The organism is Anaeromicropila populeti (assembly GCF_900112775.1).
Taxonomy (GTDB): Bacteria; Bacillota; Clostridia; order Lachnospirales; family Lachnospiraceae; genus Anaeromicropila_A; species Anaeromicropila_A populeti.
Genome location: NZ_FOYZ01000001.1, coordinates 1 through 25211, shown reverse-complemented (window position 1 = coordinate 25211; position 25211 = coordinate 1). Strand labels below are relative to the sequence as shown.

Below are 25211 nucleotides of genomic sequence, written 5' to 3'. Positions count from 1 at the left end.
CATAGTGTCATGTACTTCGTAAATTTTGATATTGTATATTGGTGCTTATATGAAAGAAGGATTGTATGGGAAATATAATGATAACAAAAAATTGTAATTTAAATAAATGCCCATGATGATTACGTAACAGCCCAGTCATCCATGGGCCTTTTTCTTTTCCCATAAGCATGAAAAACAGTCAAAAAACATAAAATGAAAGGAAAGAAATAAGGAGCTGGTTGTTATCGACAATCTAATCATACATAATCATTTTAAGGAAAAGGATAAAAAAAAGCGGGAAGAAAAGATAATTCAAATATTGATAAAAATAATAAGCCGGCAGAACAATAAATAGAGAGGGCTGTGTTATGGATAAAGTAGCTATTTATTGCAGACTGTCAAAGGAAGATGAAATCAAAATAAAGCAAGGGGATGACAGCGAAAGCATTCAAAACCAGAAAACGCTTTTAAGAGAGTATGCCATGGAGCATAATATGCAGATTTATAAAATCTATAGCGATGATGACTTCAGCGGAGCAGATAAAAACAGACCAGAATGGAGCAAAATGCTGCACGATGCAGAAAACAGAAGATTTAGTGTGGTTTTATGCAAGACACAGTCCCGATTTACAAGGGAGCTGGAAATCGTAGAAAAGTATATTCATGGTCTCTTCTTAGAGTGGGGAATACGATTTATTGGAGTTGTGGATCACGTAGATACCAACGTAAAAGGAAACAAAAAAGCAAGGCAGATTAGCGGCCTTGTCAATGAGTGGTATTTAGAAGATACTTCAGAAAATATAAAAAGCGTATTTCGCCAGAAGATGAAGGAAGGCAAATTTTTAGGAAGCTTTAGCTGTTACGGCTACAAGCGGCAGGAAAAATATAAGCTGGCAATTGATGAAGAGGCGGCAAAGGTGGTACGCAAAATATTTGACCTCTATCTCCAAGGATACAGCATAAGGCAAATCTCTGGGATTCTCACAGAAGAAAAAATTCTGACACCCACGCAATATAAGCAGTCTATTGGATTAGCCTATCAAAACAGCAATTCAGATTTCTCAACAACTTATGGGATATGGAGTACCAATACAATAAAACGAATATTAAAAAATAAAGTTTACATTGGGTATCTCATTCAGGGACGGGAAAAAAAAATCAGCTACAAAAGCAAAAAAATCGTTCTGGCACCAGAAGAAGAATGGATTGTGATAAAAAACAGCCATGAGCCAATTGTAGAGGAAACGATTTTTTTTCAGGTTCAAAACTTAATGAAGGCAAAAAGAACCGTTTGCTATTACAAAGGTAAGCGGAAGGCACATTGTCTGGCAGGAAAGGTAAAATGCAGGGATTGTGGGGCTGCCATGATAAAAAGCGGAGGAGGAGAAAAGGGATACTTGCGGTGCCAATTGGCAAATAAGACAAGAGGAGCGGAATGTACCACCCATAGCATACGGTTGGATTTGCTAATAGAACAGGTTGGTTTGGAAATAAAGCAGCTTATAGATGACATACCACCCAGGGACTGGCGAACAGAGGTGGTACAGAATGAAAGCATAGAGCTGCAAAGACGAACAACGGGAATAAATCAGAGCAGAAAAAACATAGAAATCCAAATGCAGGATGTAAAGAAGGCAATGTCCACGTTATACATTGATAAAACCAAGGGGCTGTTCAGTGAAGAGGAATTTCTTGACATGAAACAGAGTCTTAAGCAGGAATTGATACAATTAGAAAAGGAATGGAAAGAAACAGAAGAAAAAATTAAAAATTTTTCTTTGGAAGTGAACCAAAAGGGGAATGAAAAAGAAGGAATAGAAACATATATAGATTTTAAGAATCTGTCAAATGAAATAGTGGCAGATTTTATTGATCATATTGAGGTGGGGGAAAAGGACTGCTATGGAAACAGGGAAATCGAGATATACTGGAATATCTAGCAGTTTTTGAAGTACGGGACTCATGTTGCAGGCATTGCAGCAGGAAATGGAAGATCCAGTGACGGGGTATATAGAGGGGTTGCTCCAAAAAGCGATTTGCTTATTGTAAAGTTAGGTTCCTCTATTAGCGGAAGCTTTCCAAAAACAACCCAGCTTATGTCAGCCATTGATTATGCCATACGGACGGCAGCATGGCTGAACCAACCACTGGCAATAAACATCAGCTTTGGAAATAATTACGGTGCCCATGCCAACAATTCATTATTAGAGCAGTACATCAATGATGTGTCAAATATATGGAAAACATCCATATGTATTGGCAGTGGAAATAACGGCTCATTAGGATATCATGCCTCAGGGATTGTAAATAAAAATACAAATACAATAGTAGAATTTTCGGTGTCAGAGGCAGAAGCAAATTTGAATCTGCAAATATGGAAAAATTTCTTTGATGATTTTGACATTATTGTACGTGCCCCAGGACTGACACGCTCTGGCACTATTACTAAAGTGGCAGGAAAACAACAATTTATAATAGAAGGAACAGAGTTGCTTATTTATTATGGCGAGCCTACACCATACAGTGTGGATCAGGAGATATACATTGAATTTATACCAAGTGGAGCCAATCGGTATATAGCCAGTGGAGTATGGGTGCTGGAATTTATACCAAAGGATATAGTAGTTGGCAATTATGATATCTGGTTCCCAACTTCAGGAGTACTAAATTCTTCCACACGCTTTTTGCGTCCGTCTGTAGAAACAACACTGACCATTCCATCCACTGCGGCTAAAGCAATCACAGTAGGTGCATACAATGGAAGAAATGACAGCTTGGCAGTCTTTTCAGGAAGAGGCTACACGAAAAATGGAATGGTAAAACCAGATATCGTTGCACCAGGGGTAGAAATCATGTCTACCTCTAGTGGCGGCGGATATACAATGAAATCCGGAACCTCAATGGCAACGCCATTTGTTACAGGAGCAGCGGCATTACTCATGGAGTGGGGGGATGGAGTCTTTTTAATGACAAGTGGAGATTCTGCTAGCAAATAATAGAAGCATGCCATATAATTAAATTGCTACTAGATACATACTTAAAAGAGATAGGTAAAGGAGACTAGCAGGATGGAATGTAAAAAAAGAGTAATGGACTTAGAGGAAGCAAAAATCAATTCTAAAATAAAAGTTTATTACATTTGTCATGCTTTTAAGTGACGAAATACACTTATGCAAATCCTTAAGATACACTATACTATGAAAAAATACATAATAAAGCGTATGGAAAAGGAGTTTAGTATGAGGATATTTTTTAAATATGTACTTAAGAGCATGACAGAGAAAAAAGGTCGTTTTTTGCTGCTTATCGTAGCAATTTCTATTAGTACAGCATTGCTGGTAGCAAGTACAGGAATGATTGACATCATTATGGATTCTCTAATCAAACCACAACTAGAAACCTTTGAGGGGAAAGATATGGTCATTTCATCCAAGGATCAAACCTCATATTTTTATTCGGATGAAAATATGAAATTGGCTGGGGTGGAAGAAGAAAGTCTTTTAAAGGAACTTTATATTACAGGCAATATAGTGGATAAACCAGATACAGATGACGAAGCCATGTTAAATATTACGGTTCTGGGAAGGGACACGAAGTATATTGATAATGAAATGATTACCCAAGGTGACATAGAAGCTTTCACAGGTGCTGTCTGTATGATTTCAGAAAGAACAGCAGAAGAAAAGAAGACTGGGATAGGGGATACTCTGGATATTATAATAGGCGGTGTTACAAAAAGCCTGAAGGTAGCAGCGATTTCTGCACCAGCCGGAGTTTTCTATAATGACAGCAGTACATCCTTTTCTGTAATGGTACCTTACGATTACTTAAGCAGTGATTTGGGAGCAGAGGGAAAATACAACTTAATTATAGGCAGTTCTGCGGAAAAAACGGTACAAGAGGGAATTGACCAGTTTAATGAAAACAATGAATGGTTTACAGCAGAAGAGTTATTTGATGAAGATACAATAAAAGAACAGGCGTCCAGTTTTACCTCTATTTTATATATGATGCTTATCATAGTGGTAGCAATGAGTTCTATTATTATTTACAGTTCGTTCAAGCTGATTATTACAGAACGCTTAAAAACAATAGGGACATTTTTAAGCCAGGGTGCCACTGTAGGAAAGGTAAGGACTATTTTGTATCTGGAAAGCTGTACCTATGGTTTGTTTGGTGCAGTGATAGGAATTACCCTGGGAGTAATCGGGCTTCATGTAATTAACAGACTGGTATCACCACTAAAGGATTACGGCATTTATGGTGAAGTGGTAATAGAGCCACATTATGTGATTTCAGGAATTATATTTGCGGTAGTACTATCTATTTTATCCTCTTATCTACCAGTGCGGAAAATTTCAAAGCTACAGGTGAAGGACATTATTTTAAATGACGTAAGAATAACAAAAACAATTGGGTGGAAAAAATGTATAGCTGGAACTGTAATAACGGCAGGGTCCGTGGCAGCCTATGTATTTGCTGAAAATAAACTTGGAGTATACTCCGCATTGCTGATTATTTCATCCCTGATAGGAGTCATTCTTGCGTACCCTAAGTTGATTGATTTACTGTCTGGATTACTTTACCACATATTCCGGGGAAGAAGTAAAAATGTGATTTACGCAATCAATAATCTGCGTACCTCTAAGGTATTGTTGGGAAATATATCGCTGATTATTATTTCACTGACATCTATTATAGCCATTCAGTCGGTAGGTGCCAGTATGATTGATATTGTCACAGAAGCCTACACAAAATTACAGTTTGACGTAGAAATTAGTGGAATCTCTACCATAAGAGAGAATTCTCAGGAAACTACAGAAGAATATCTGGTAAAGAAATTAGAAAGCTTTGGAGTAAAAGAAAACCAGATTAATAAGATAAATTACTTTACTAGTTTGCTTTCTGTCCCTGACACTGATACGGAAATGGGATTATATGCCATGGGAGTTAATCCGGATACCTATTTGTCTTACAATCAGTATCTGGAACTTGATAAACCTGAGTATAGCCAGTATTTGGAGGATTTTAAAGAACAGGAATCAGGAGTCATTATTTCTACAGTGGTAAGTAAAAATCTAGGCAGTAAACTAGGGGATACCATTGAGGTTACCTGCATGGGAGTGAAAAAACCACTAAAAGTTGTGGGTATTATTAACGGAAAGCTATTTAACGGTGGATTTTTCATACTGATTCAAAATAGTACACTGGATAAAGTATTTGGAGTTTCATCTGTCAATCGAATTACTTTTGTAACGGATCAGGACGCAGATTTGATGATGGATAAATTAAAGCCTGTCCTAAGGGAAATTGGTGCGACCGCCGTAACAAAAGCGGAAATGGAGAAAGTGAATTTAAAGCAAAATCAAATGGTTGTAAATGGTTTAAGTATATTTTCGTACATGGCAATTATTATTGCAGCCTTAGGAATTGTAAATAATGTTGCAATCAGCTTCCTGCAAAGAAAAAGTGAGTTTGCTGTATTGGCATCCATTGGAATGGAGGATAGCGGAAGAACAAAAATTCTGTTTTTCGAGTCTATAGCTTCCGTTACATGGGCAATGGGTATTACTATATTATATAGTATGTTTGCTGTCCGGGTAGTAAGCAGTTTAACAAAGGCAGCTGGTTTGAGTATGGATATAAAGCTGGATTATCAATCTCTTCCGTTTGTATATCTGATTTCCCTAGCTATTGTATTATGTGCAACCATACCAACCTACTGGAAAAGCAGAAAGTTTTCGATTGTGCAAGAATTAAAATATGAATAGCATATGGTCGGTATCAGAAAAAATAATTCTAAATTGGAGGATAGAAATATGAAGGCAATTGAGGTAATTAATCTAAACAAATCATTTATGACAGGGAAAGAAGAAACGACTGTACTAAAGGGGCTAGATTTTAGTGTGGAAAAGGGAGAGTTTGTATCCATTATGGGGCCATCAGGAAGTGGAAAATCAACGCTGCTCTATTTGCTGGGGGGATTAGATAAGCCTACCAGCGGGACGGTTCAGTTAGATGGAAAGGATTTGGCTCAGGTAAGTAAAAAGGCAATGAGCAAGCTGCGAAGAAGTAAAATTGGATTTGTATTTCAGTTTTATAATCTGGTTCAAAATCTGAATGTAGAAGATAATATTTTACTTCCTATTATTTTGGATGGCAAAAATCCTAAAAAATATGAAGAAAAATTAACGGAAATTCTAGATGTAATTGGATTATCCGATAAGCGTAAGGCAACACCTAGAGAATTATCTGGGGGTCAGCAGCAGAGAGTTGCTATAGCCAGAGCATTGATTTCAGAACCCGATATCATCTTTTTAGATGAGCCAATTGGAAATCTAGATTCAAAAACGGGAAAGGAAATCATGGAGTTATTTCGAAGCATCAATAGAAAATATGGAAAAACGCTGATTCAGGTAACACATTCCCAAAGTGCTGCCCAATATGGAACTTCAATTATTCGTCTGGTTGACGGGGAAATTGTGGAACACAGTAAAATAACAGCATAGGAAACAAACGAAAGGAATATATTTTTAAAGTATAGTTTTTCGTTTGGAGTGAAGTGCATGAGTGAAGCAATTTACTATGCTGGTGCATATCTTCGGTTATCTAGGGAAGATGCAGTGAAAGATGGAAGAAGTAAAGCAGAGAGCAATAGTATTGGAAGCCAGCGGGAACTGATAGCAGACTATTTGGTGGATAAGCCAGAAATACGACTGGTGGAAGTGTACGTGGATGATGGATTTTCAGGAAGTAATTTTGAACGTCCAGAATTTAAGAGAATGATGGAGGATGTCCATTTAGGAAAGATAAATCTGATTATCGTAAAAGATCTTTCTCGTTTTGGACGAGATTATATTGAAGCTGGGAGATGGATTCAAAGAATTCTCCCAGCTTTTTCTGTGCGCTTTATTGCTATTTCGGATCGATATGACAGTTTGACTGCCAATAAAGCAGAAAGTGCCTTCTTACTACCAATAAAAAATTTTATCAACGATTCCTATTGCAGAGACATTTCTCAAAAGGTTAGAAGTCAACAGGAAATAAAAAGAAAACAGGGAGAATTCACAGGTTCCTTTGCAGCCTATGGATATGTGAAAAATCCAAAAAACAAAAACCAGTTACTGATAGACGCCTATCCCGCTCAAATTGTAAAACAGATATTTTCATGGAAATTAGAAGGCTGGAGTGAAAAAAACATTGCAGATAAACTAAATGATAAGGGGGTTTTATCACCTCTTGAATACAAAAAGCTTTGTGGGCTTAAGTACTACTCAGGATTCGAGAAATGCACAAGTGCAAGATGGTCCAGAGAAACAGTCAAAAGAATTTTAGAAAATCAGCTATATATTGGAACATTAGCTCAGGGAAAGAGAGAAAAGATTAACTACAAAATAAATAAAAGAGTATATCGGCCAAAATCTCAGTGGATTATAGTGGAGAATACTCATGAAGCTGTTATTAACAGGGAGGATTTTTATTTAGTTCAGAAAATACTTCAGTGGGATACCAGAGTGACAGGACATGAAAATGTAGCTGATATATTTTCAGGACTTCTTAGATGTGGGGATTGTGAACAAAATATGGTACGAAAAACAGTCTCTTATCAAGAGAAAAAAAACAAGTACTATATTTGTGCTACCTATAATAAAAACACAAAGCAATGCTCTAGACACAGTATAGAAGCAGTTGTACTGGAGGAAACGGTACGACAGCTTTTAAGATGGCAGTTTGCTGTGTTTTTTGGTTCGGAAAGGCTGCTTGGCTGGAGGAACGATTTGAATCCAAAAAGTCCATGTAGTGAAGCAGAAAGACAACACCAGCAGACAATTGTTAGAGAGTGCAGACGAATAAGTAGGCTGATGGAAGCTGTAGAGGAAAAGGGGAGAAACAAAGAAATTTCAAAAGAAGAACAGGATACATTATATCAGATTTATAAAAACCAGTATGAAGAGTTAAAAGAAGTTTTAAGAAAGCAGAAGGCGGACCAGGAAGAGTGGAAAAAGCAAAGTCAGGAAGAGGAGGTAAATTATTTTGAAAAACTAAACCGTTCCCTTGTTTTGCGGGTTATTGACCAGATACAAATTATTGATGCAAAAACAATACAGGTAGTGCTTTGCTGCCAAAGTAGTCTTATAACGACGTAGAAAAGAAAGGAAAATCAATGAGTGGACAGAAAGCAGAGAGAATATATACTGCTGGAGTATATGCCAGATTATCGGTTGATTCCAGGGATCGGAAAACAGAGTCTATTGAGACACAAATAGATCTTGCCAAAAAATACGTGGAGCAGGCAGCAGATATTGAAATTGGAGCGGTGTATCAGGATTGTGGGAGAACAGGTACTGATTTTGAAAGAAGTGGATTTCAAAGGATGATGGCAGATGTAAAAGCAGGCAGAATCAACTGTATCGTGGTGAAGGATTTTTCCCGATTTGGAAGAGACCATATTGAAACAGGAAATTATGTAGATAGAATATTTCCTTTTTTAAAGGTACGTTTTATTGCGATAGCAGACGGGTATGACAGCCTGGCGGAGGATGTTGAAAACCAGAAAATGGTGGTAAACATAAAAAACCTTGTAAATGAACTGTATGCAAAGGATATATCAAAGCGTGTCAGCGACACAAAATGGATGCTTCAGGAAAAAGGAAGTTTTATGGGGAGCATAGCACCTTATGGGTATTGTGTCGTATGGAAAGAGGGAAAGCGTTTATTAGAAATGGAACTTGAAGCGGCGATTATTGTGCGATGGATTTTCCAGCAGTATCTTACAGGAATGGGGTGTAAAGAAATAGCAGGACAATTATATCAGAAACATGTTCATCGAATCAGTGAGTACAGGAAATATGGACATGTAAGAAGAAAGGAGGGGGAAAAGCTGTTTGCCTGGAAAACAGATGTGATAAAAGAACTTTTACAAAATTCAGTTTATATAGGTCAACTGGTTCAAAGGAAATCCAGCAGCAGACTTTATGAAAATCATAAAGCTAGAAAAACAGTTGTGGAAGATCAATTTATTGTAAAAAACGCTCATATGCCAATTGTAGAAGATGAGGTGTTCCAACAGGTCAGCAAACTTCTTTTAAATAATCAAAGGACTAGAACAAAGAGCGGTGCTGATGGGGCAGGAGGGTTGTTGGGAGAAGTGGTTTTCTGTGGAGAGTGTCAAAAAAAATTAAGAAAGGCATATTATAGAGCAAGGGGGACAGAGATAAGAAGGATTTCTTACTATTGTGGAAACAGTCAGTATCAGGACGAAAGAAAATGCAGCAGAAAAACCATACAAGAAAGAGAACTTTTACTTATTATAGAAGCTAGTATGCAAAGAGAGTTTTTAATGAGCAGGCTGGAGCAGCAAGGTTTTTTAAAATTAAACGAAAAAGCAAAAAAAACGGCAGTATTCAGCGTGAAAAATGAACTGATACAAATAAAAGAAAGGAAGGGGTACGCAGAAAAAATGTTTAGCCGTGACTTCCAGCATTATATAGAAGGGAACATGGAAGAAAAGGAATTTTTAAAGAGGCAGAGGGAAGTCCGGCAGAACCGCTTATTTTTAGAAAGACGGGAAAAAGAGGTGAAGAACAGAATAGAAGAAATAGAAAGAAAAGGAGTAGAAAATAGACGACTATTGAATGCGTTGACAGATGATTTCTTATGTGGCATGGTGAACAAAATAGTACTCTATTCAGAAAAGAGAATGGAACTTGTATTAGAGTTTCGACAGACCATAGAAGGAGAGTATGAAAATGAGCGGTAAGCAGTATGTGGCAGTTTATATGCGAATATCCGTAGAGGATAAAGGCTTTTTTGAGGAAAGTAACAGCATTACCAACCAAAGGGTAATGATACAAGCTTTTATCAGGTCAAAGAAAGAATTTGAGAGTGAAGAAGTAATTGAGTTTTACGATGATGGATATAGTGGAAGTAATTTTCTGCGGCCAGCCATTCAGCAGCTTTTTAAAGCTTTAAAGAAGGGGGAGGTTCATACGGTGATAGTAAAGGACTTCTCCAGATTCTCAAGAGATTACATTGAATTGGGAAGTTATTTGGAACAGATTTTTCCTTTTATGGGAGTCCGTTTTATTTCCATTAGTGACGGGTATGACAGCAGCTGCCTAAAAGAAAACATGGCTGGTCTGGATGTGGCATTTAAAAGTATTCTTGCAGATTTTTACTGCAAAGATATTTCGGAAAAGGTAAAAGCATCTTTGGAGGTGAAGAAGAGCAGCGGGCAGTATGCCAATGGCAGTGAACCGTTTGGTTATTATAAGGACTCTGGGAATAGAAACCAGCTTCTAGTTCAAAAGGAGGAGGCAGAGGTTGTGCGGGATATCTTTCTTTGGACAGAGGAAGGCAAGAGGCCGGGAGAGATAGCAGGGATGTTAAATCAAAAGCAGGTACCAACACCAGCTATGTTTAAACAGAAAAGAAAGACACCAGATGCTCCAGTTAAAACCTATGTGTGGAGTATTCAGGTGGTCCAGTCTATACTGAAGAATGAAGTTTATATTGGAACGTTTATTTACAGCAAATACAAGGTGAAAGAAATAGGAAGCAAGAAGTCCAGGTTAATTGAGAAAGAAAAGTGGAAGAGAATAGAAAATCATCACCAGGCCATTATTGACCCAAAGGTTTTCCAAAAAGTGAATTCTTATCATTTAGAATACACCAGAGGGAATTGTCAGGAAGTTTGATTCTTATATGTATGGTGATGCTGGTGATATAATAGGACCAAACGCGATATATGGAAATTGTGTTTTAATTTGTACCATGCGTTCATATACTTATACGAAAGATTAGATTTGGGAAAGGGCAGGCTGTGATATGAAGCAAGAAGACAGAAAAAGAATATATAGTCAGGAATATGCAGATTTGATTATAGAATATAATGTTAGCGGCGAAGAGTTATTGACATTTGAAAAAGATCCAAGAAATTTTATAGATGAAAAATATGCGGTAATATATTTTCCAAATTCAAAAATCTCAGAACCACTTGTTAATCAAAGTGGTTATTACGTCATTCCCAAATTGTTTGGACTGGTGGAGACCAGCAGCTTAGAAGAAATAGGTGTTACTAAGATTCAGAATATTCCTTATCTGTCTCTTCGGGGGCAGGATGTGTTATTGGGATTTATTGATACGGGTATTGAATACACCAATCCATTATTTCAATACAGCGATAATACCACACGTATTGTATCCATCTGGGATCAGTCTATACCAAACTTGCAGGCAACAGACAGAACCTTTTATTATGGAACAGAATATACGAGAGAACAAATTAATGAGGCGCTGCAAAGTGATGACCCATTGTCCATAGTTCCAAGTACAGATGAGATAGGACATGGAACTGCATTAGCAGGGCTTGCAGGTGGATCGCGATTAGAGAATGAAAATTTCGCAGGTGTTGCCCCAGCAGCAGAATATGTAATTGTAAAGTTAAAGCCTGCTAAGGAGACTTTAAGAAATTTTTTTTTAATTCCAGAAGATGCCATCTGTTATCAGGAAAATGATATTATGTTTGGGCTGCAATACTTGTTTAATATGGCAAGAAGGTTGAAAAAACCAATTGCAATTTGTATTGGACTTGGCACCAATCAAGGCAGCCATGGTGGAACTGGAGTACTAAGTGATATGATAAATACCCTTTCGGATCAGGTTGGAATAGCTATCACCATTGCAGGAGGGAATGAAGGGAACAGCGGTCACCATTTCTATGGAGAAGTAGATAAAAGTAAAGGCTATACGACAGTGGAATTAAAGGTTGGAGAAAATGAACAGGGATTTTCCATGGAACTGTGGGGTGGAGTACCGGGGACTTATTCCATTGACATGTTATCCCCAACTGGACAATATGTTCCACGGATACCAGCGACTTTTAATGAACATCGAGTGATAAGTTTTCTATTTGAAAATACAACGGTTATTGTGGATTATTTATTGCTGGAAACACAATCGGGAGATCAGTTGATTTTATTGCGGTTTAAGAATTCAGCACCAGGAATCTGGCGGTTCAATGTATATAGCGGACCTATTTCTTCAGGGTTTCATATATGGCTTCCCATGCGGGGATTTATATCAGACCAGACTTTTTTTGTTAATCCCAATCCAGATACCACCATAACAAATCCAGGAAATGCAATGTTTGCAATTACGGTGGTTCCTTATGACCACACAAATAAAAGTATATACATATATTCCAGCAGAGGGTATTCTAGAACAGGAGTTGTAAAACCTGAGTTGGCAGCCCCAGGTGTAAATGTATATACGCCAGCTCTGAATAATCAGTTTCAGCCTCAGTCAGGTTCCAGCATAGCAGCTGCATTTACAGCAGGTGTTACCGCAATGCTGCTGGAATGGGGAATTGTTAAAGGAAACGACAGGGGAATGGACACGGTACAGACAAAAAAATATTTAATCCGGGGAGTAAAAAGAATGCCTAATGTGGTGTATCCTAACAAGGAATGGGGATATGGAATGTTAGATGTATACGGAATTTTTATCAGTCTGCGGGGAGAAGGATAAAGTTTTTAGTTTCCAGCAGCATATATAATATAGAAAGGATGAAGCATTATGCTGGAGGAGGACAGAATAAAGATTTATAGTGAAGAGTATGTAGACGGTATCATTGAATATAACATAAGCAGCGAAGAAATCGAGCAGTTTGATACGACAGCAATGAATATTATTGATAATAAGTATGCAGTTATTTATTATTCAGCAGAAAAGGTAAAGAAAGAAATTACAAGTCTAATTGGATATTCAATTATTCCTAAATTATTTGGTCTTGTGGATATGACCAGTCTAGATGAACTTGGTGTTGTAAAGATTCAGAATATTCCATATCTAGGTCTGCGGGGACAGGATATCCTATTGGGATTTGTGGATACAGGAATTGATTATACAAATCCATTGTTTCGAAACAGTGATAACTCTACGCGAATTGTTTCCATTTGGGATCAGTCCATTCCCAATACCAAGGCAACGGAAGATACCTTTTTTTATGGAACAGAATATAGTAGAAAGCAAATAAATGAGGCACTAAAAATGAAAAATCCATATTCAATAGTTCCCAGCAAAGATGAGATAGGGCATGGTACTACATTAGCAGGACTTGCAGGAGGAAACCGCATGACGGAGAGCGATTTTTCAGGTGTATTGCCAGCGGCAGAATTTGTGGTTGTAAAGCTAAAACCAGCCAAAAGAGCATTAAAGGAATATTTTCGTGTACCGGAAGAGGCAATAGCTTACCAGGAGAATGACATAATGTTTGGACTGCGTTACTTATTTAATGCCGCCCGAAAACTGAAAAAACCCATTGCAATCTGTATCGGTCTGGGAAGCAATCAGGGCAGCCATGACGGACGGGAGGCACTGGCAGACAGTATTGCCCGTTTATCCAATCAGGTAGGGACTTGTATTACGGCTGCGGGAGGTAATGAAGGGAACAGTGGTCATCACTATTATGGAGAAATCGATAAGACAAAGGGGTTTAATACCGTTGAATTGAAAGTAGGGGAAAAGGATACTGGTTTTACAATGGAACTTTGGGGAAATACACCAGGGACGTATTCCATTGATATATTGTCACCAACAGGACAGTACATTCCCCGAATACCAGCACGGTTAAATGAACACAGGGAAGTTAAATTTCTATTTGAGAATACAATCATAAATATTGATTTCTTATTAGTAGAATCTCAGTCAGGAGATCAGCTTATCTTAATGCGCTTTAAAAATGTTGCTCCAGGTATCTGGAGATTTAATGTATATAGTGGAATTATTTCATCGGGTTTTCACATCTGGCTTCCTATGAGAAATTTTATTTCAGATGAAACCTTTTTCTTAAATCCTAATACCTATACAACAATTACCAATCCAGGCAATGCGTTGTATGCAATCACAGTTACTCCGTATGACCCTGTTAATCAAAGTTTGTATAATTTTGCCAGCCGCGGGTATTCCAGAACTGATTACGTGAAACCAGAGATGGCAGCGCCAGGTGTAAATGTATATAGCCCGCAGCCAGGAAATACATTTGCGCCACAATCTGGATCTAGTATTGCAGCGGCTCTGACCACAGGAGTAACTGGTATGCTGTTAGAGTGGGGGATCGTGAGAGGGAATGACAGAGGTATGGACACCTCTCAGGCAAAAAAATATTTAGTAAGAGGGGTAAAACGAAATCCCAACCTGACGTACCCGAATCGGGAATGGGGATATGGCATACTAGATATTTACGGCACGTTTATGAGTTTACGAGGGGAAGATATTTAATTTAAAAAAAAGAGAATAGATATGTGATTTAGTCACAGAATAAAAAAAAAGTATGTGATAGAATAGGGCAAAAGTTGAATGGAGGTTCATTTATGGCAGTGCAGAGACGTAAAAGATATGCGGAGGTTTTAGAAAGTAAGTGTGTAGCTTGTGGAAGCTGCGCAGGAGTTTGTCCAAGAACTGCAATATCTGTGCCAAAAGGTGTTACTGCAAAAGTAGATAAGGATTTATGTGTGGGATGTGGGCTTTGTGAAAAAATCTGTCCAGCATGCGTAATTGAAATGATAACAGAAGCAAGTCAGCAGGAGGAGAATTAGTATGAAGAAAAGACATAAAAAATGGTATGAATATTTATGGATTGCTTCTGCGCTTTATCTGGTTTTAGGCTTTGTAAATATTTTATTTGCATGGCTGGGAATGCTTTGTTTTCTTATTCCGTTACTTATTTCTATCACAAAAGGAAATAAGGCATATTGTAACCGTTATTGTGGCAGGGGGCAGCTGTTCCATCTGCTGGGAGGTAAATTCAAACTATCCAGAAATAAACCATTGCCTAAGTTTATTCGAAGTAAATGGTTCCGATACGGATTTTTAATTTTCTTTTTAACAATGTTTGCTAATATGGTATTCTATACGTATCTGGTTTTTTCAGAAGTAAGTGGTTTAAAGCAGGTTGTAACCTTGCTGTGGACGTTTAAAATGCCGTGGACGTGGGCATATCATGGGACAATTGCAGCTCCTTGGGTTGCGCAGTTTGCATTTGGATTTTATAGTCTTATGCTAACTTCAACCTTACTTGGATTAGTTACAATGCTTCTCTTCAAGCCGCGTTCCTGGTGTGTGTATTGTCCAATGGGTACCATGACACAGATGATTTGTAAAATAAAGGAGTAATCCAAAGGAGGAAAATAGTGTTTACTTATGTATTATACGGAACCATGAGTGTATTGCTGATTGCATCATGGAGTAAGGATAAGAAAAAGACAAAAATGGCATTAAAGAAGGCATGGAAGTCATTTGAAAATATTTTACCCCAGTTGTTTACTGTGTTGCTAATTATTGGAATGATGCTTTCCGTACTAGATAAAGAAATGATTTCTTCTTTATTAGGAAGTGAGTCAGGAGTACTGGGGATGGCACTGGCAGCCATCATTGGTTCCATTACACTAATACCTGGATTTGTTGCATTTCCGCTGGCTGCTTCCCTGTTAAAGGCAGGAGCCGGCTATGGACAGATTACCATGTTTATCACAACGCTGATGATGGTAGGGATTGTAACCATGCCAGTAGAAATACAATATTTTGGAAGAAGCACAACAATTAAAAGAAATTTATTTGCATTTTTCTATGCCGTTGTGATTTCCGTACTATTAGGAGGGATTATTTACAAATAATGCAGAACTGGAAGAAGATAATAAAAAGATATCGTTTTTTTGGAGTATTCTTAGTTATTAATTTAATTGTTTTATTTATATATCCTGAACTAGGAAAAGAATCCTTCATCATTACAGCAAAAAACCTTAAGGAAATGCTCATGGTAATTCCACCAATATTTGTCCTGCTTGGTCTGCTTGATGTCTGGGTGGAAAAAGAAACTATGATGAAATTTATGGGTGCCGATTCAGGAATAAAAGGTGCGCTGCTTGCCTTTCTATTAGGGTCAGCCGCCGCAGGACCACTATATGCCGCTTTTCCGGTGGCTGGAATTTTGTTAAAAAAAGGAGTCCGCCTGTTTAACGTATTTTTATTTATTGGAGCGTGGGCTACAACAAAGCTTCCGCTAATACTATTTGAAGTAAGCAGTCTTGGCTTTTCTTACATGTTTCTTCGATTTATCTGCAATCTGATAGGAATTGTTCTAATTGCATTCCTGCTGGAAAAAGCAACCAGACAAGAGGAACGTGAGAAAATATATGAAATGAGTCAACAATTATAAAAATGAAAATAAAGGAGAGATTCATATGGCAGCAATAAAAATAACAAAGGGAAATTTTGAGAGTGAAGTGTTGAAATCAGACAAGCCGGTTTTACTAGATTTTTGGGCTCCATGGTGTGGACCATGTCAAATGCTCCTTCCAATTGTAGAGGAACTTGCAGGAGAAGTGACAGAAGCTAAAATAGGTAAAGTGAATGTAGATGAACAGCCAGAACTGGCTTCTAAATTCAAGGTAATGACGATTCCGACCCTTATTGTAATAAAGGATGGAAGGGTTGTTAGTAATTCTGTTGGAGCAAAACCAAAGAAAGCAATCCTTGATATGTTAAATGTTTAAAAAGCTTCTAGAAGGAAACACGCTTTGCGTGTTTCCTTCTAGCTATGAAATAATAGAACGAAGTTTTTGCTTATTGATTATTTCTATTCCGCCACGGGACAGGGTCACCAGTTCTTCCCTGACGAAATATTTCAGCATTCTAGATACCACTTCTCTGGCACTACCCACATAACGGGCAATTTGCTCATGAGTCATATGAATGGTGTCGGAATTGTTTTTTACAGTTTCATCAAGTAAAAAAGCGGCTAAACGTTTGTCAAAGCTGGTAAATAAAATCTGCTGCATTGCCCACATAACGTCTGAAAAGCGTTCAGTAGCCAATTTGTAAGAAAATAGTTCTGCATAAACATTTTCAGAAGAGATTTTCTGAAAGGAATGAGAATTAATTTGAATAATATCACAATCTGTTTCTGCATCTACGTGAACATCAAATGTAATGGTTTCTAATACACAAGATGCTGATAGTACACAAATATCATTTCTTTCCAGGCGATAAAGAGTGATTTCTCGTCCTTCTTCTGATAAAATATAAGTCCGGATTGTTCCAGATTTTACGACTAAGAGACCAATACAATCGTTACTGCCTGAGTGAAGGGAGCTGCCTTTTTCATAGTGATATATAGTGGCATGGGAAATAAGAAAATCTTGCTGATCCTTTGAGAGGTTTTCCCAAAAGTCTAAGCTTTGGCTTAAAATATCAACTTCATTTTGTGTTATCATTGCTCTACCCCTTTCCTTTATCTGAGTATTATAATACAATTAAATGCAGTAAAAGGCAAGATTAGAACGTATTGAACAGACATATTTTGTAATCATAGAGAAAGGAGGAGGCTGATGCAGTATATTATTTCATTTTTAGAGGGCATCATCACCTTTATATCCCCTTGTTTATTACCCATGCTTCCCATTTATATTTCTTATTTTGCAGGGGGAAGTCAGGATAAAAGAAAAGTAATTACCAATGCACTGGGATTTATACTGGGTTTTACCGTTGTTTTTGTGTCACTAGGGGCTTTTGCAGGAAGTCTTGGACATTTACTGAAGGAGCAAAAATTACTGGTAAATATAGTTACAGGAGGTATTGTTATTCTATTTGGCTTGAATTTTACAGGTATTTTTAAAATAGGATTTCTAAACAGTACACGAAAACTGCAATATAGCAGGAACAAACTTGGTTTTGGCGCAGCCGTTATATTTGGCATTATTTTTTCCATTGGATGGACCCCTTGTGTGGGAGCCTTCTTAGGATCTGCACTTATGCTGGCATCTGAGAGAGGTTCCATGGTTCAAGGAATTTTTATGCTGATTGCTTATTCGGTTGGTTTAGGTATTCCATTTTTAATGAGCGCTATTTTAATTGATAAGCTAAAAGGAACTTTTCAATTTATTAAAACACATTATCAGGTAATCAATATAATATCTGGAATATTTCTTATATTGGTAGGAATTGCAATGATGACAGGATACATGGGGTATCTGTTATCTTTATTAAGTTTCTAAGGAGGTCGTATGAAAAAATATAGTAAAATATTAATATGGATTGGTGCATTTATTCTTCTTGTGGGCGGCAGCTCAATTGGATACCAGGTGCTGAAGGAACGGTATGGAAATCAGGAAAGACTTCAGGTTGTTGAAGACGAAGGAACAGCAGCTACTGAAGGAACAGAAGAGGAAACAGATGAGTTTGCTGCACCAGATTTTAAAGTTTATGATAAGGATGGACAAGAGGTAACTTTAAAATCTAAAGTAGGAAAGCCTATTGTTCTCAATTTCTGGGCAAGCTGGTGTGGACCGTGTAAAAGTGAAATGCCTGATTTTCAGAAGGTATATGAGGAACTGGATGTGGATGTTGAGTTTATGATGGTGAATTTAACAGATGGTTCCAGAGAAACGAAGGAAAGTGCTTTGCAGCATATTGAGGACAACGAATATACATTTCCAGTTTATTTTGATATAGATCAGAATGCGGCATATATGTATAATGTTTCGTCTATTCCAACAACCTATTTTATTGATGCTTCAGGTAATCTTATCACATATGCACAAGGGATGATAGAGGAAGAGGATTTGTTAAAGGGAATTGACCTCATAACAGAAAAAAGTGAAATAAATTAATTAAATAATTAGTTTTTTAAAATGTATATAAAAATGTGTAGAATATGGTGTATAATTGAAAGCATGAGAAAGAATGGTACAAAAAAATAGAATAGGAGTTGTAGAAATGAAACAACAGAATTTTATTTTAAGAGAAAACATGTTGAAAGTACTTGCTGATGTAAAAGAACCTTGCATTTTAATTAATGCAAATGCAGGATATGGAAAAACGGTACTTGCCCTACAATATTGCAAAACCAGAGAAATTATGGATGTATGGTATACCTTTATAAAAGCAGATAACAGAAAAAAAGTTTTTATGAAAAATCTAGTGGATGCATGGAAAAAGAAATGTTTGGATTTGGATTTTGAAGTAACTGAGGAAGAGAATTATGAATGGTATATTAAAAGAATGCTGGAAAAATTAAATGAAAATTTAGAAGGAAAACAACTGAGACTGGTATTTGATGATTTTCATTTAATTGATAATTCCGAAATACATAATTTGATGAAGTATTTGATTACTAATATACCACAAAATGCAAAAGTACTTATTTTAGGAAGAAGCTCCATGGCAGATGGGCTTTCAAAATTGATTATGGAAGGCTTCTGTTATTGTGTAGCACAGGAAAGTCTAGCGTTTAGTCTGGAAGAAACAGATTCCTTCGTTAAACTGTTCTCTGATTATAAAGATAAAAAACAAATGGGAAAGATTTTATTTGAGAAATTCAATGGATGGCAGGCAGGAATAAAAGCCGCACTTATTTATTTTGAAAATCAGAAGCCCATAAATTATGAAAAGATAAATTGGGAAGAGCTGATTAGCATTTCATTGCTAACGCAGTACATAGAAGAAGAAATTTATAACTATCTGCCAGAGGAAATCAGGCATTTTCTGAAAATTACTGCTGTATTAGATGAGTTTAATCTGGAATTGTGCAACTATATTTTTCTAAATCAAGAATCAGAACGATTAATATCTATTTTGTTAAGAGAAAATCTATTTATAGAAAAGGTTGGGGAAGATTGTAATACCTGGTATTATAATACTATATTCCGGACTTTTCTTTGCAACCAGCTGCTGCCGAAAGAGAAGGAAGAAATCATAAAGAAGGCGTCATACTATTGCTGTTCCATAGGTAAATATGAAATGGCAATTGATTATGCGATGAGAATACATGACGTCCAGCATCTGAAAAAGGTGTTAGCGCTATATCAGAGTGATTTAGTACAGCATCTGGATGATGGGCTAGTGAAAAAATGTATTTTATATTTTTTGAATGTGGGAAACTGTCTTGGCTCGGATATTTTGGAACAAATAGGAGAATATTTTATTTATAGAAATAAAATGAAAAAATCAGAATATGATTTAAGCAGGGATAGTTTTATTCCAACTAATCAAGAGTGCAGCTATCAAGATTTTTATAAGCTTTTGATACGATATAATGAAAATCAGCCGTATTATAGCAAAAAAATAAAGGATGCACTTTTTGGTTCTGTGCAAAACGTGGAAAAAGCGGACAATCCTGCTGTGAACAAAAAAATAATAGTAAAATCATTTGGCAGGTTTGAAGTGATATTTTCAGAGGATGAAAAAGAAATACCATGGAGAACAAAAAAAGGATGTGAATTATTTGCATATTTGCATGAATTGCAGGGTAAGCCAGTATCAAGGCAAAAAATACTGGAAAAGCTCTGGAATCATTATGTGCCAGATAATGCAGTGGCAATGCTACATAATATGCTGTATAACATCAGAAAGGAACTAGCGGCACATCATTTGGATAACCTGATTCAATATAAGAATAAAATGTATAGTCTGAATATGGAGTATATTCAGTCTGATTTGTCCGAAATGATTTTATTTTGTGAAAGAATTCAGAAAAACGATATGGCTGCTTTACGAAAAAATCAGGATTACTTTTTGGTGTATCCTGGTACATATTTAGGTGATTTTGATTGTGAATGGGGGAGAGAAGGGAAAGAGTATTACGAAACAATGTACATAAAAGGCTGTGTTCTGCTGGCTCAGGAATACATAAAGGAAAAATCCTATGAAAATAGTATTGCTTTTTTAAAAAAAGCACTGGAAATTGACAGCTATTCGGAAAAAATAGTAGGCATGCTTATTTTCTGCTATGGACAACTAGGAAATTACAAACTAGTAAGAAAAAAATACGAAGATTTTTGTATTTTATTAAAGAAAGAACTAGAAATAGAGCCTAGCGATAAATTAAATGAAATATATAGGCATAGTTTTATTGAGGAAAATATAAAAAATGAAAGAGTTTATGTATAGTTTTGTATATAAAAGAGTATATAAAGAAAATGTACAATAGGTGCAACAACTTTTTTGTTAAGAAGGGAGGTATCTGGTTTACTATGCAATAATAGTGATTGCAATAGAAACTGGAATAATATGGCGGAATACTTATCACCAGGTGTGTATGTGGAAGAGTTTGCTTCGGGTGGAAAACCTATGGAAGGTGTTGGTACAAGTACAGCAGGTTTTATAGGGTTAGCAGAAAAAGGTCCTATTGAAGGAGTGCCACAGCTTGTTACAAATTTTTCGGATTTTAAAAGAACATATGGAGGCTATTTGTCAGAAAATGAATACGGAGAGTATCGGTTTTTGGCATATGCAGTAGAACATTTTTTTGTAAATGGTGGTTCTCGCTGCTTTGTTATGCGTGTGGCACCAGCGGATGCAAAATGCTCTGTAGGATTTGCTCCATCCAAAGATGCGCCTGTATTGTCGGTGACAGCAAAAAACCCAGGTATGTGGGGGGATCGAATTGGTATTACGATTTATCCAGCTAGTAAGGCAAAAACTCAGGTGTTGGAGATTATAGAAGCAGCAGAAGGAAAAAAATACCGTGTAAAAAGTGGTGCAGGCTTTAACGTAGGAGATATTGTTGCCTATCGTGAAGAGGAGAAGGTTACATACAATAAGGTCATAAAGAATCAGGATAATATTATTACGTTTGCTAGTGCTTTTGAGGACAGCATTGTAGATACCGATTTATTACCAGCCAGAGTAATTACAACCTGTGAATTTACTTTAGAAGCCAGGTATGAAGATATCGTTGAGATTTATGAAAATGTTTCCTTTAACATTGAGGCATCTAATTTTATTGTAAAAAAGACATCTAAATCAGATTTAATCGCTGTTGAGTATGTTGGAAAGGAAGCAGAAGAAGTAAAATCTCCTTTTGACGAGCTGGCTGAAGAAGGTGCTGTCAGCGTTTCCATTACTTTGGCAGAAGGCAGCAACGGCGCCATATCAGGTGTTACTGCGGCAGAGTTTATTGGTGTAGATAATGGGGCCGGAAAACGAACAGGAATACAGGCATTTGTGGATAATGATGCAGTTTCCATTATGGCAGTCCCAGGGGTAACCGATCCAAATGTTCAGCTTACTTTAGTAGCGCATTGTGAAAACCTGGCAAGTCGTTTTGCTGTATTAGATATACCAAAGGATTCAAAAAAGGTACAAGATGTGATTGCCCATAGAGATATTTTTGATTCTAATTATGCAGCATTATACCACCCATGGCTTCAGGTATTTGATCCGCTAGATAAGAAAAATATTGCAATACCTCCATCGGGTTCTGTTATTGGAATTTATGCAAGAAGTGACAATACAAGAGGTGTTCATAAGGCACCGGCAAATGAGGTAGTAAGAGCCTGTGTTGGACTGGATTGCCAATTTAATAAAGGTGAGCAGGATATTCTGAATCCAAAGGGAGTTAATTTAATTCGTTCCTTTCCTGGACAGGGAATTCGTGTCTGGGGTGCTAGAACAGCTAGCAGTGATGGAAGCTGGAAATATGTGAACGTGCGTCGTTTATTCATTTTTATAGAAGAAACAATTAAGGCAAACACCAGCTGGGCTGTATTTGAACCAAATGATGAAACTCTTTGGGTGCGGGTTCAAAGAACAATTAGTGTATTTTTGACAAATTTATGGAGAGAGGGTTCTCTTGCGGGAACATCTCCAGAGGAAGCTTTCTTTGTGAATATTGGTAGAAATACAATGAGCCAGGATGACATTGATAATGGTAGATTGATATGCGTAATCGGTGTTGCACCTGTAAAACCTGCTGAATTTGTAATCTTTAGAATTACACAGAAAACTAGTGATTCAGCAGAATAAAAATAGGAGAGGAGTGAGCACGGATGGCATATCCACATGGTAGATATAGATATAAGGTTGAAATAGACGGTTTACAGGCAGGAGGATTTTCAGAAGTAACCGGATTTGATGCATCAATTGATGTGATTGAATATAGAGAAGGTGACATGGTACAAACTCCGATGAAAGTGCCTGGATTAAAAAAATATGGAAATATTACTTTGAAAAAAGGTCTTGCTGATTCTAAGGTTTTGTATGACTGGATGATAGCAGGGGTAAATGGTGCAGTTCAAAGAAAAACCATTACCATTACATTGTTGGACGAAACAGAAGCAGCGGTTGCTTCCTGGCAGGTAATTAATGCGTGGCCATCAAAGTATACAGCACCTGATTTTAATGCAACTTCTTCAGAAATTGCAGTAGAGAGTTTGGAAATAGCACATGAAGGAATGACTCGGACAAAATAGTATAAAAAGTGAATAGCCTGCCTTGAGTTAAACTATGTACTTAAGGCGGGTTTTCAAGGATATGGAGGAAATTATATGTCAATGCAGATAGAATATCCATTTACATTACCAAGAGGTTATAGGGATTTACATGGAGAAATACATACTAAGGGAGTAATGCGCTTAGCCTGTGCGGCAGATGAAATTTTACCATTGCGTGATCCAAGGGTTCAACAAAATCCAGGCTATCTGACTATTATTTTATTGTCAAGAGTGATAACAAACCTGGGTACCCTTCCTGTAGTTGATACTACAATTGTAGAAGGGTTGTTTACAATGGATTTGGCTTTTCTACAGGATTTATATCAAAGGATTAATGAGGCTGAGGTGCCTTCTTATAAAGGGATTTGTCCACATTGCCATAAGGAGCTTGATATTCCTATAAATTTTATGGAAGCCGGTCAATAAGTGTTTATCCGGCAGAACAAATATATGAGGAAGCGGCATTTATTGGATATTATATGCATTGGGGGCATGAGGAGATTATGAACCTTCCCCATGGAGAGCGAATTCGATGGTGCAAAGAAATTTCAAAAATTAATAGTAAAATGAACCAGGAGCCTGAAAATATATTTCAGATTTAAGAAGAAAGTACAGGAGGAAAATCATGAACACAAGCAGAGATTATATAACGGGTTGTGAATTTGAGGTTTATTTTGATGATGTAGTACTGAGCTTCACCAAAGTTAGCAATATTGAGACAGGAGTGGAAGTGGACGCTATTATGGAAGGGGGAAATCCCAATCCCGTTTTAATTAGAAATCCCAAAAAGCAGGCAGACAGAATGATTTTTGAAAAAGGTGTTTTGGTGAAGGATGCAAGTACGGATAAATTTTCTGCTGGAAAAAGAGTTTCCAATGTTCTTATTTTTATAAAGATGAACGGAGAAATTATTAAAAAATTTTGCTTTGATTCAGGCATGATTGTGTCAAAAAAGTATGATGAACTGGATGCGTTATCCAACAGAGTTTATATTGAAAAGCTAGAGATTGCACATTCTGGACTGCAATCTATTTTGTAATATCGCAGAGTAAATGAAGTAATGGGAATGATACTATGAACAATAAGAAAATATGGAATATGCAATCAATACTGTTTGCAAAGAATATCATAGAAAAATATTCAAAACTTGAGGAGTATGATTTTGATGCTGGTATACTGGTGTATTTGCAGAAAACAGACCAGGAATCGGAACAAAAAAATGGGAAAGGTATTACTCAGGTTGTAAAGAAAATTACAAACACATATGTAGATAATCGACAATTTCATAGTATTTCAGGTGGGTTGAGAAAATATATTAATATTCGGTATGACAGGTTATATCCTCAAATTTCTTTGACAAGTAAAATGGAGGTGAAACCATACTCGTTATCTCAATCTTTTTTTCATATCCTAAATCAGGCTTTGCAGGGAAATAAACTTCCCAACAGCAAAGAATTATTTCAACGGACAGTAAGAAGGCAGCAGCTGAATTTTCAGAAAGAGCTGTTGGAAAATTCAATTGTAGACATGGCTGCTCAGCTTTTTTCCAAGAATATATCTATGTCCCAGGAGGAAATAACGTTACTAAAAACAGATTTGTTATGTGTATTAAGGGAAAAAAGTCAAGAGGGCAATTATTCTGTTGTGCAGGTTTTGCATGAAATGATTCAAAGAAAAGAAAGCCAAATGCAGAAAAGTTATAAAATAAAAAGGATGGAAACAGCAGAAGAAAATGTTCTGAAAGTAATACAGGAAATTCCAGAAATGGTATGGAACCAGGTAGCAGAAAAGACAGAGTTTTGGAAAGGCTTCGCAAGCCAGGCAGAAGGGGAAGAGAACTGGAGAAGTATCACAAATCGAATAGAACGGGAAGAGAACTGGAGAAGTATTACAAACCAGACAGAGTTAGTAAACCTGTTGAAGGAGAAGAACCAGGAAGAAAAGTATGTGCTGTTACAGAGA

24 protein-coding genes are annotated in these 25211 nt (G+C 36.9%); 23 read left to right on the top strand and 1 reads right to left on the bottom strand.

From position 1 onward, the window contains the following. Positions 1-347: 347 nt before the first annotated feature. From BM305_RS00120 to trxA, 14 genes are all read left to right on the top strand, one after another. Entirely contained in the window at positions 348-1919 is a 1572-nt protein-coding gene (locus tag BM305_RS00120; RefSeq protein WP_092558665.1) for a recombinase family protein, read from the top strand. Positions 1920-1925: 6 nt separating this feature from the next. Next, positions 1926-2975, top strand: coding sequence for a S8 family peptidase (locus tag BM305_RS00115; RefSeq protein WP_092558664.1), 1050 nt, complete (start codon positions 1926-1928; stop codon positions 2973-2975). 243 nt (positions 2976-3218) lie between these two features. Next, complete coding sequence (locus BM305_RS00110; RefSeq protein WP_177214469.1) at positions 3219-5750, top strand: ABC transporter permease; 2532 nt, start codon at positions 3219-3221, stop codon at positions 5748-5750. A 48-nt stretch (positions 5751-5798) separates the two neighbouring features. Further along, on the top strand, positions 5799-6488 hold the full coding sequence (locus BM305_RS00105; protein WP_092558662.1) for an ABC transporter ATP-binding protein: 690 nt from the start codon (positions 5799-5801) through the stop codon (positions 6486-6488). 57 nt (positions 6489-6545) lie between these two features. Further along, positions 6546-8126, top strand: a complete 1581-nt coding sequence (locus tag BM305_RS00100; protein ID WP_092558661.1) for a recombinase family protein — start codon at positions 6546-6548, stop codon at positions 8124-8126. A gap of 17 nt (positions 8127-8143) precedes the next feature. Continuing rightward, positions 8144-9739 (top strand): recombinase family protein, encoded by a 1596-nt coding sequence (locus tag BM305_RS00095; protein WP_092558660.1) that lies wholly within the window; start codon positions 8144-8146, stop codon positions 9737-9739. Further along, entirely contained in the window at positions 9729-10676 is a 948-nt protein-coding gene (locus BM305_RS00090; protein ID WP_177214468.1) for a recombinase family protein, read from the top strand. Before BM305_RS00095 ends, BM305_RS00090 begins: the two co-directional genes overlap by 11 nt. A gap of 130 nt (positions 10677-10806) precedes the next feature. Then, positions 10807-12507, top strand: a complete 1701-nt coding sequence (locus BM305_RS00085) for a S8 family peptidase (RefSeq protein ID WP_092558658.1) — start codon at positions 10807-10809, stop codon at positions 12505-12507. A 48-nt stretch (positions 12508-12555) separates the two neighbouring features. Further along, complete coding sequence (locus BM305_RS00080; RefSeq protein WP_092558657.1) at positions 12556-14259, top strand: S8 family peptidase; 1704 nt, start codon at positions 12556-12558, stop codon at positions 14257-14259. 92 nt (positions 14260-14351) lie between these two features. Further along, the gene (locus BM305_RS00075; protein ID WP_092558656.1) at positions 14352-14576 is read left to right on the top strand and encodes a 4Fe-4S dicluster-binding protein; all 225 of its coding nucleotides are present in this window, start codon (positions 14352-14354) and stop codon (positions 14574-14576) included. Position 14577: 1 nt separating this feature from the next. Beyond that, positions 14578-15153, top strand: a complete 576-nt coding sequence (locus BM305_RS00070; RefSeq protein ID WP_092558655.1) for a 4Fe-4S binding protein — start codon at positions 14578-14580, stop codon at positions 15151-15153. Positions 15154-15170: 17 nt separating this feature from the next. After that, complete coding sequence (locus BM305_RS00065) at positions 15171-15653, top strand: permease (RefSeq protein WP_092558654.1); 483 nt, start codon at positions 15171-15173, stop codon at positions 15651-15653. Beyond that, positions 15653-16195: a permease gene (locus BM305_RS00060; protein WP_092558653.1), complete on the top strand. Its 543-nt coding sequence runs from the start codon at positions 15653-15655 to the stop codon at positions 16193-16195. Before BM305_RS00065 ends, BM305_RS00060 begins: the two co-directional genes overlap by 1 nt. A gap of 25 nt (positions 16196-16220) precedes the next feature. Continuing rightward, positions 16221-16532: a thioredoxin gene (gene trxA / locus BM305_RS00055; RefSeq protein ID WP_092558652.1), complete on the top strand. Its 312-nt coding sequence runs from the start codon at positions 16221-16223 to the stop codon at positions 16530-16532. 42 nt (positions 16533-16574) lie between these two features. On the opposite strand, the gene BM305_RS00050 is transcribed toward trxA, so the two are convergent. Continuing rightward, positions 16575-17252 (bottom strand): Crp/Fnr family transcriptional regulator, encoded by a 678-nt coding sequence (locus tag BM305_RS00050; RefSeq protein ID WP_092558651.1) that lies wholly within the window; start codon positions 17250-17252, stop codon positions 16575-16577. A 114-nt stretch (positions 17253-17366) separates the two neighbouring features. Between BM305_RS00050 and BM305_RS00045 the strand changes: the two genes are divergently transcribed. From BM305_RS00045 to BM305_RS00005, 9 genes are all read left to right on the top strand, one after another. After that, the gene (locus BM305_RS00045; RefSeq protein ID WP_092558650.1) at positions 17367-18032 is read left to right on the top strand and encodes a cytochrome c biogenesis CcdA family protein; all 666 of its coding nucleotides are present in this window, start codon (positions 17367-17369) and stop codon (positions 18030-18032) included. Between the two features lie 9 nt (positions 18033-18041). Continuing rightward, positions 18042-18647 (top strand): TlpA family protein disulfide reductase, encoded by a 606-nt coding sequence (locus tag BM305_RS00040; protein ID WP_092558649.1) that lies wholly within the window; start codon positions 18042-18044, stop codon positions 18645-18647. A gap of 106 nt (positions 18648-18753) precedes the next feature. After that, entirely contained in the window at positions 18754-20925 is a 2172-nt protein-coding gene (locus BM305_RS00035; protein ID WP_177214467.1) for a BTAD domain-containing putative transcriptional regulator, read from the top strand. A gap of 120 nt (positions 20926-21045) precedes the next feature. Beyond that, positions 21046-22782, top strand: coding sequence for a phage tail sheath family protein (locus BM305_RS00030; RefSeq protein ID WP_092558647.1), 1737 nt, complete (start codon positions 21046-21048; stop codon positions 22780-22782). 23 nt (positions 22783-22805) lie between these two features. Further along, positions 22806-23228: a phage tail protein gene (locus tag BM305_RS00025; protein WP_092558646.1), complete on the top strand. Its 423-nt coding sequence runs from the start codon at positions 22806-22808 to the stop codon at positions 23226-23228. Between the two features lie 75 nt (positions 23229-23303). Continuing rightward, positions 23304-23675 (top strand): hypothetical protein, encoded by a 372-nt coding sequence (locus BM305_RS00020; RefSeq protein WP_092558645.1) that lies wholly within the window; start codon positions 23304-23306, stop codon positions 23673-23675. Positions 23676-23728: 53 nt separating this feature from the next. Continuing rightward, on the top strand, positions 23729-23851 hold the full coding sequence (locus tag BM305_RS19585; protein WP_272481934.1) for a DUF6760 family protein: 123 nt from the start codon (positions 23729-23731) through the stop codon (positions 23849-23851). Positions 23852-23874: 23 nt separating this feature from the next. Beyond that, positions 23875-24288 (top strand): phage tail protein, encoded by a 414-nt coding sequence (locus tag BM305_RS00010; RefSeq protein WP_092558643.1) that lies wholly within the window; start codon positions 23875-23877, stop codon positions 24286-24288. 35 nt (positions 24289-24323) lie between these two features. Continuing rightward, a partial coding sequence (locus BM305_RS00005) for a hypothetical protein (protein ID WP_143099107.1) occupies positions 24324-25211 on the top strand: 888 nt, incomplete at its 3' end.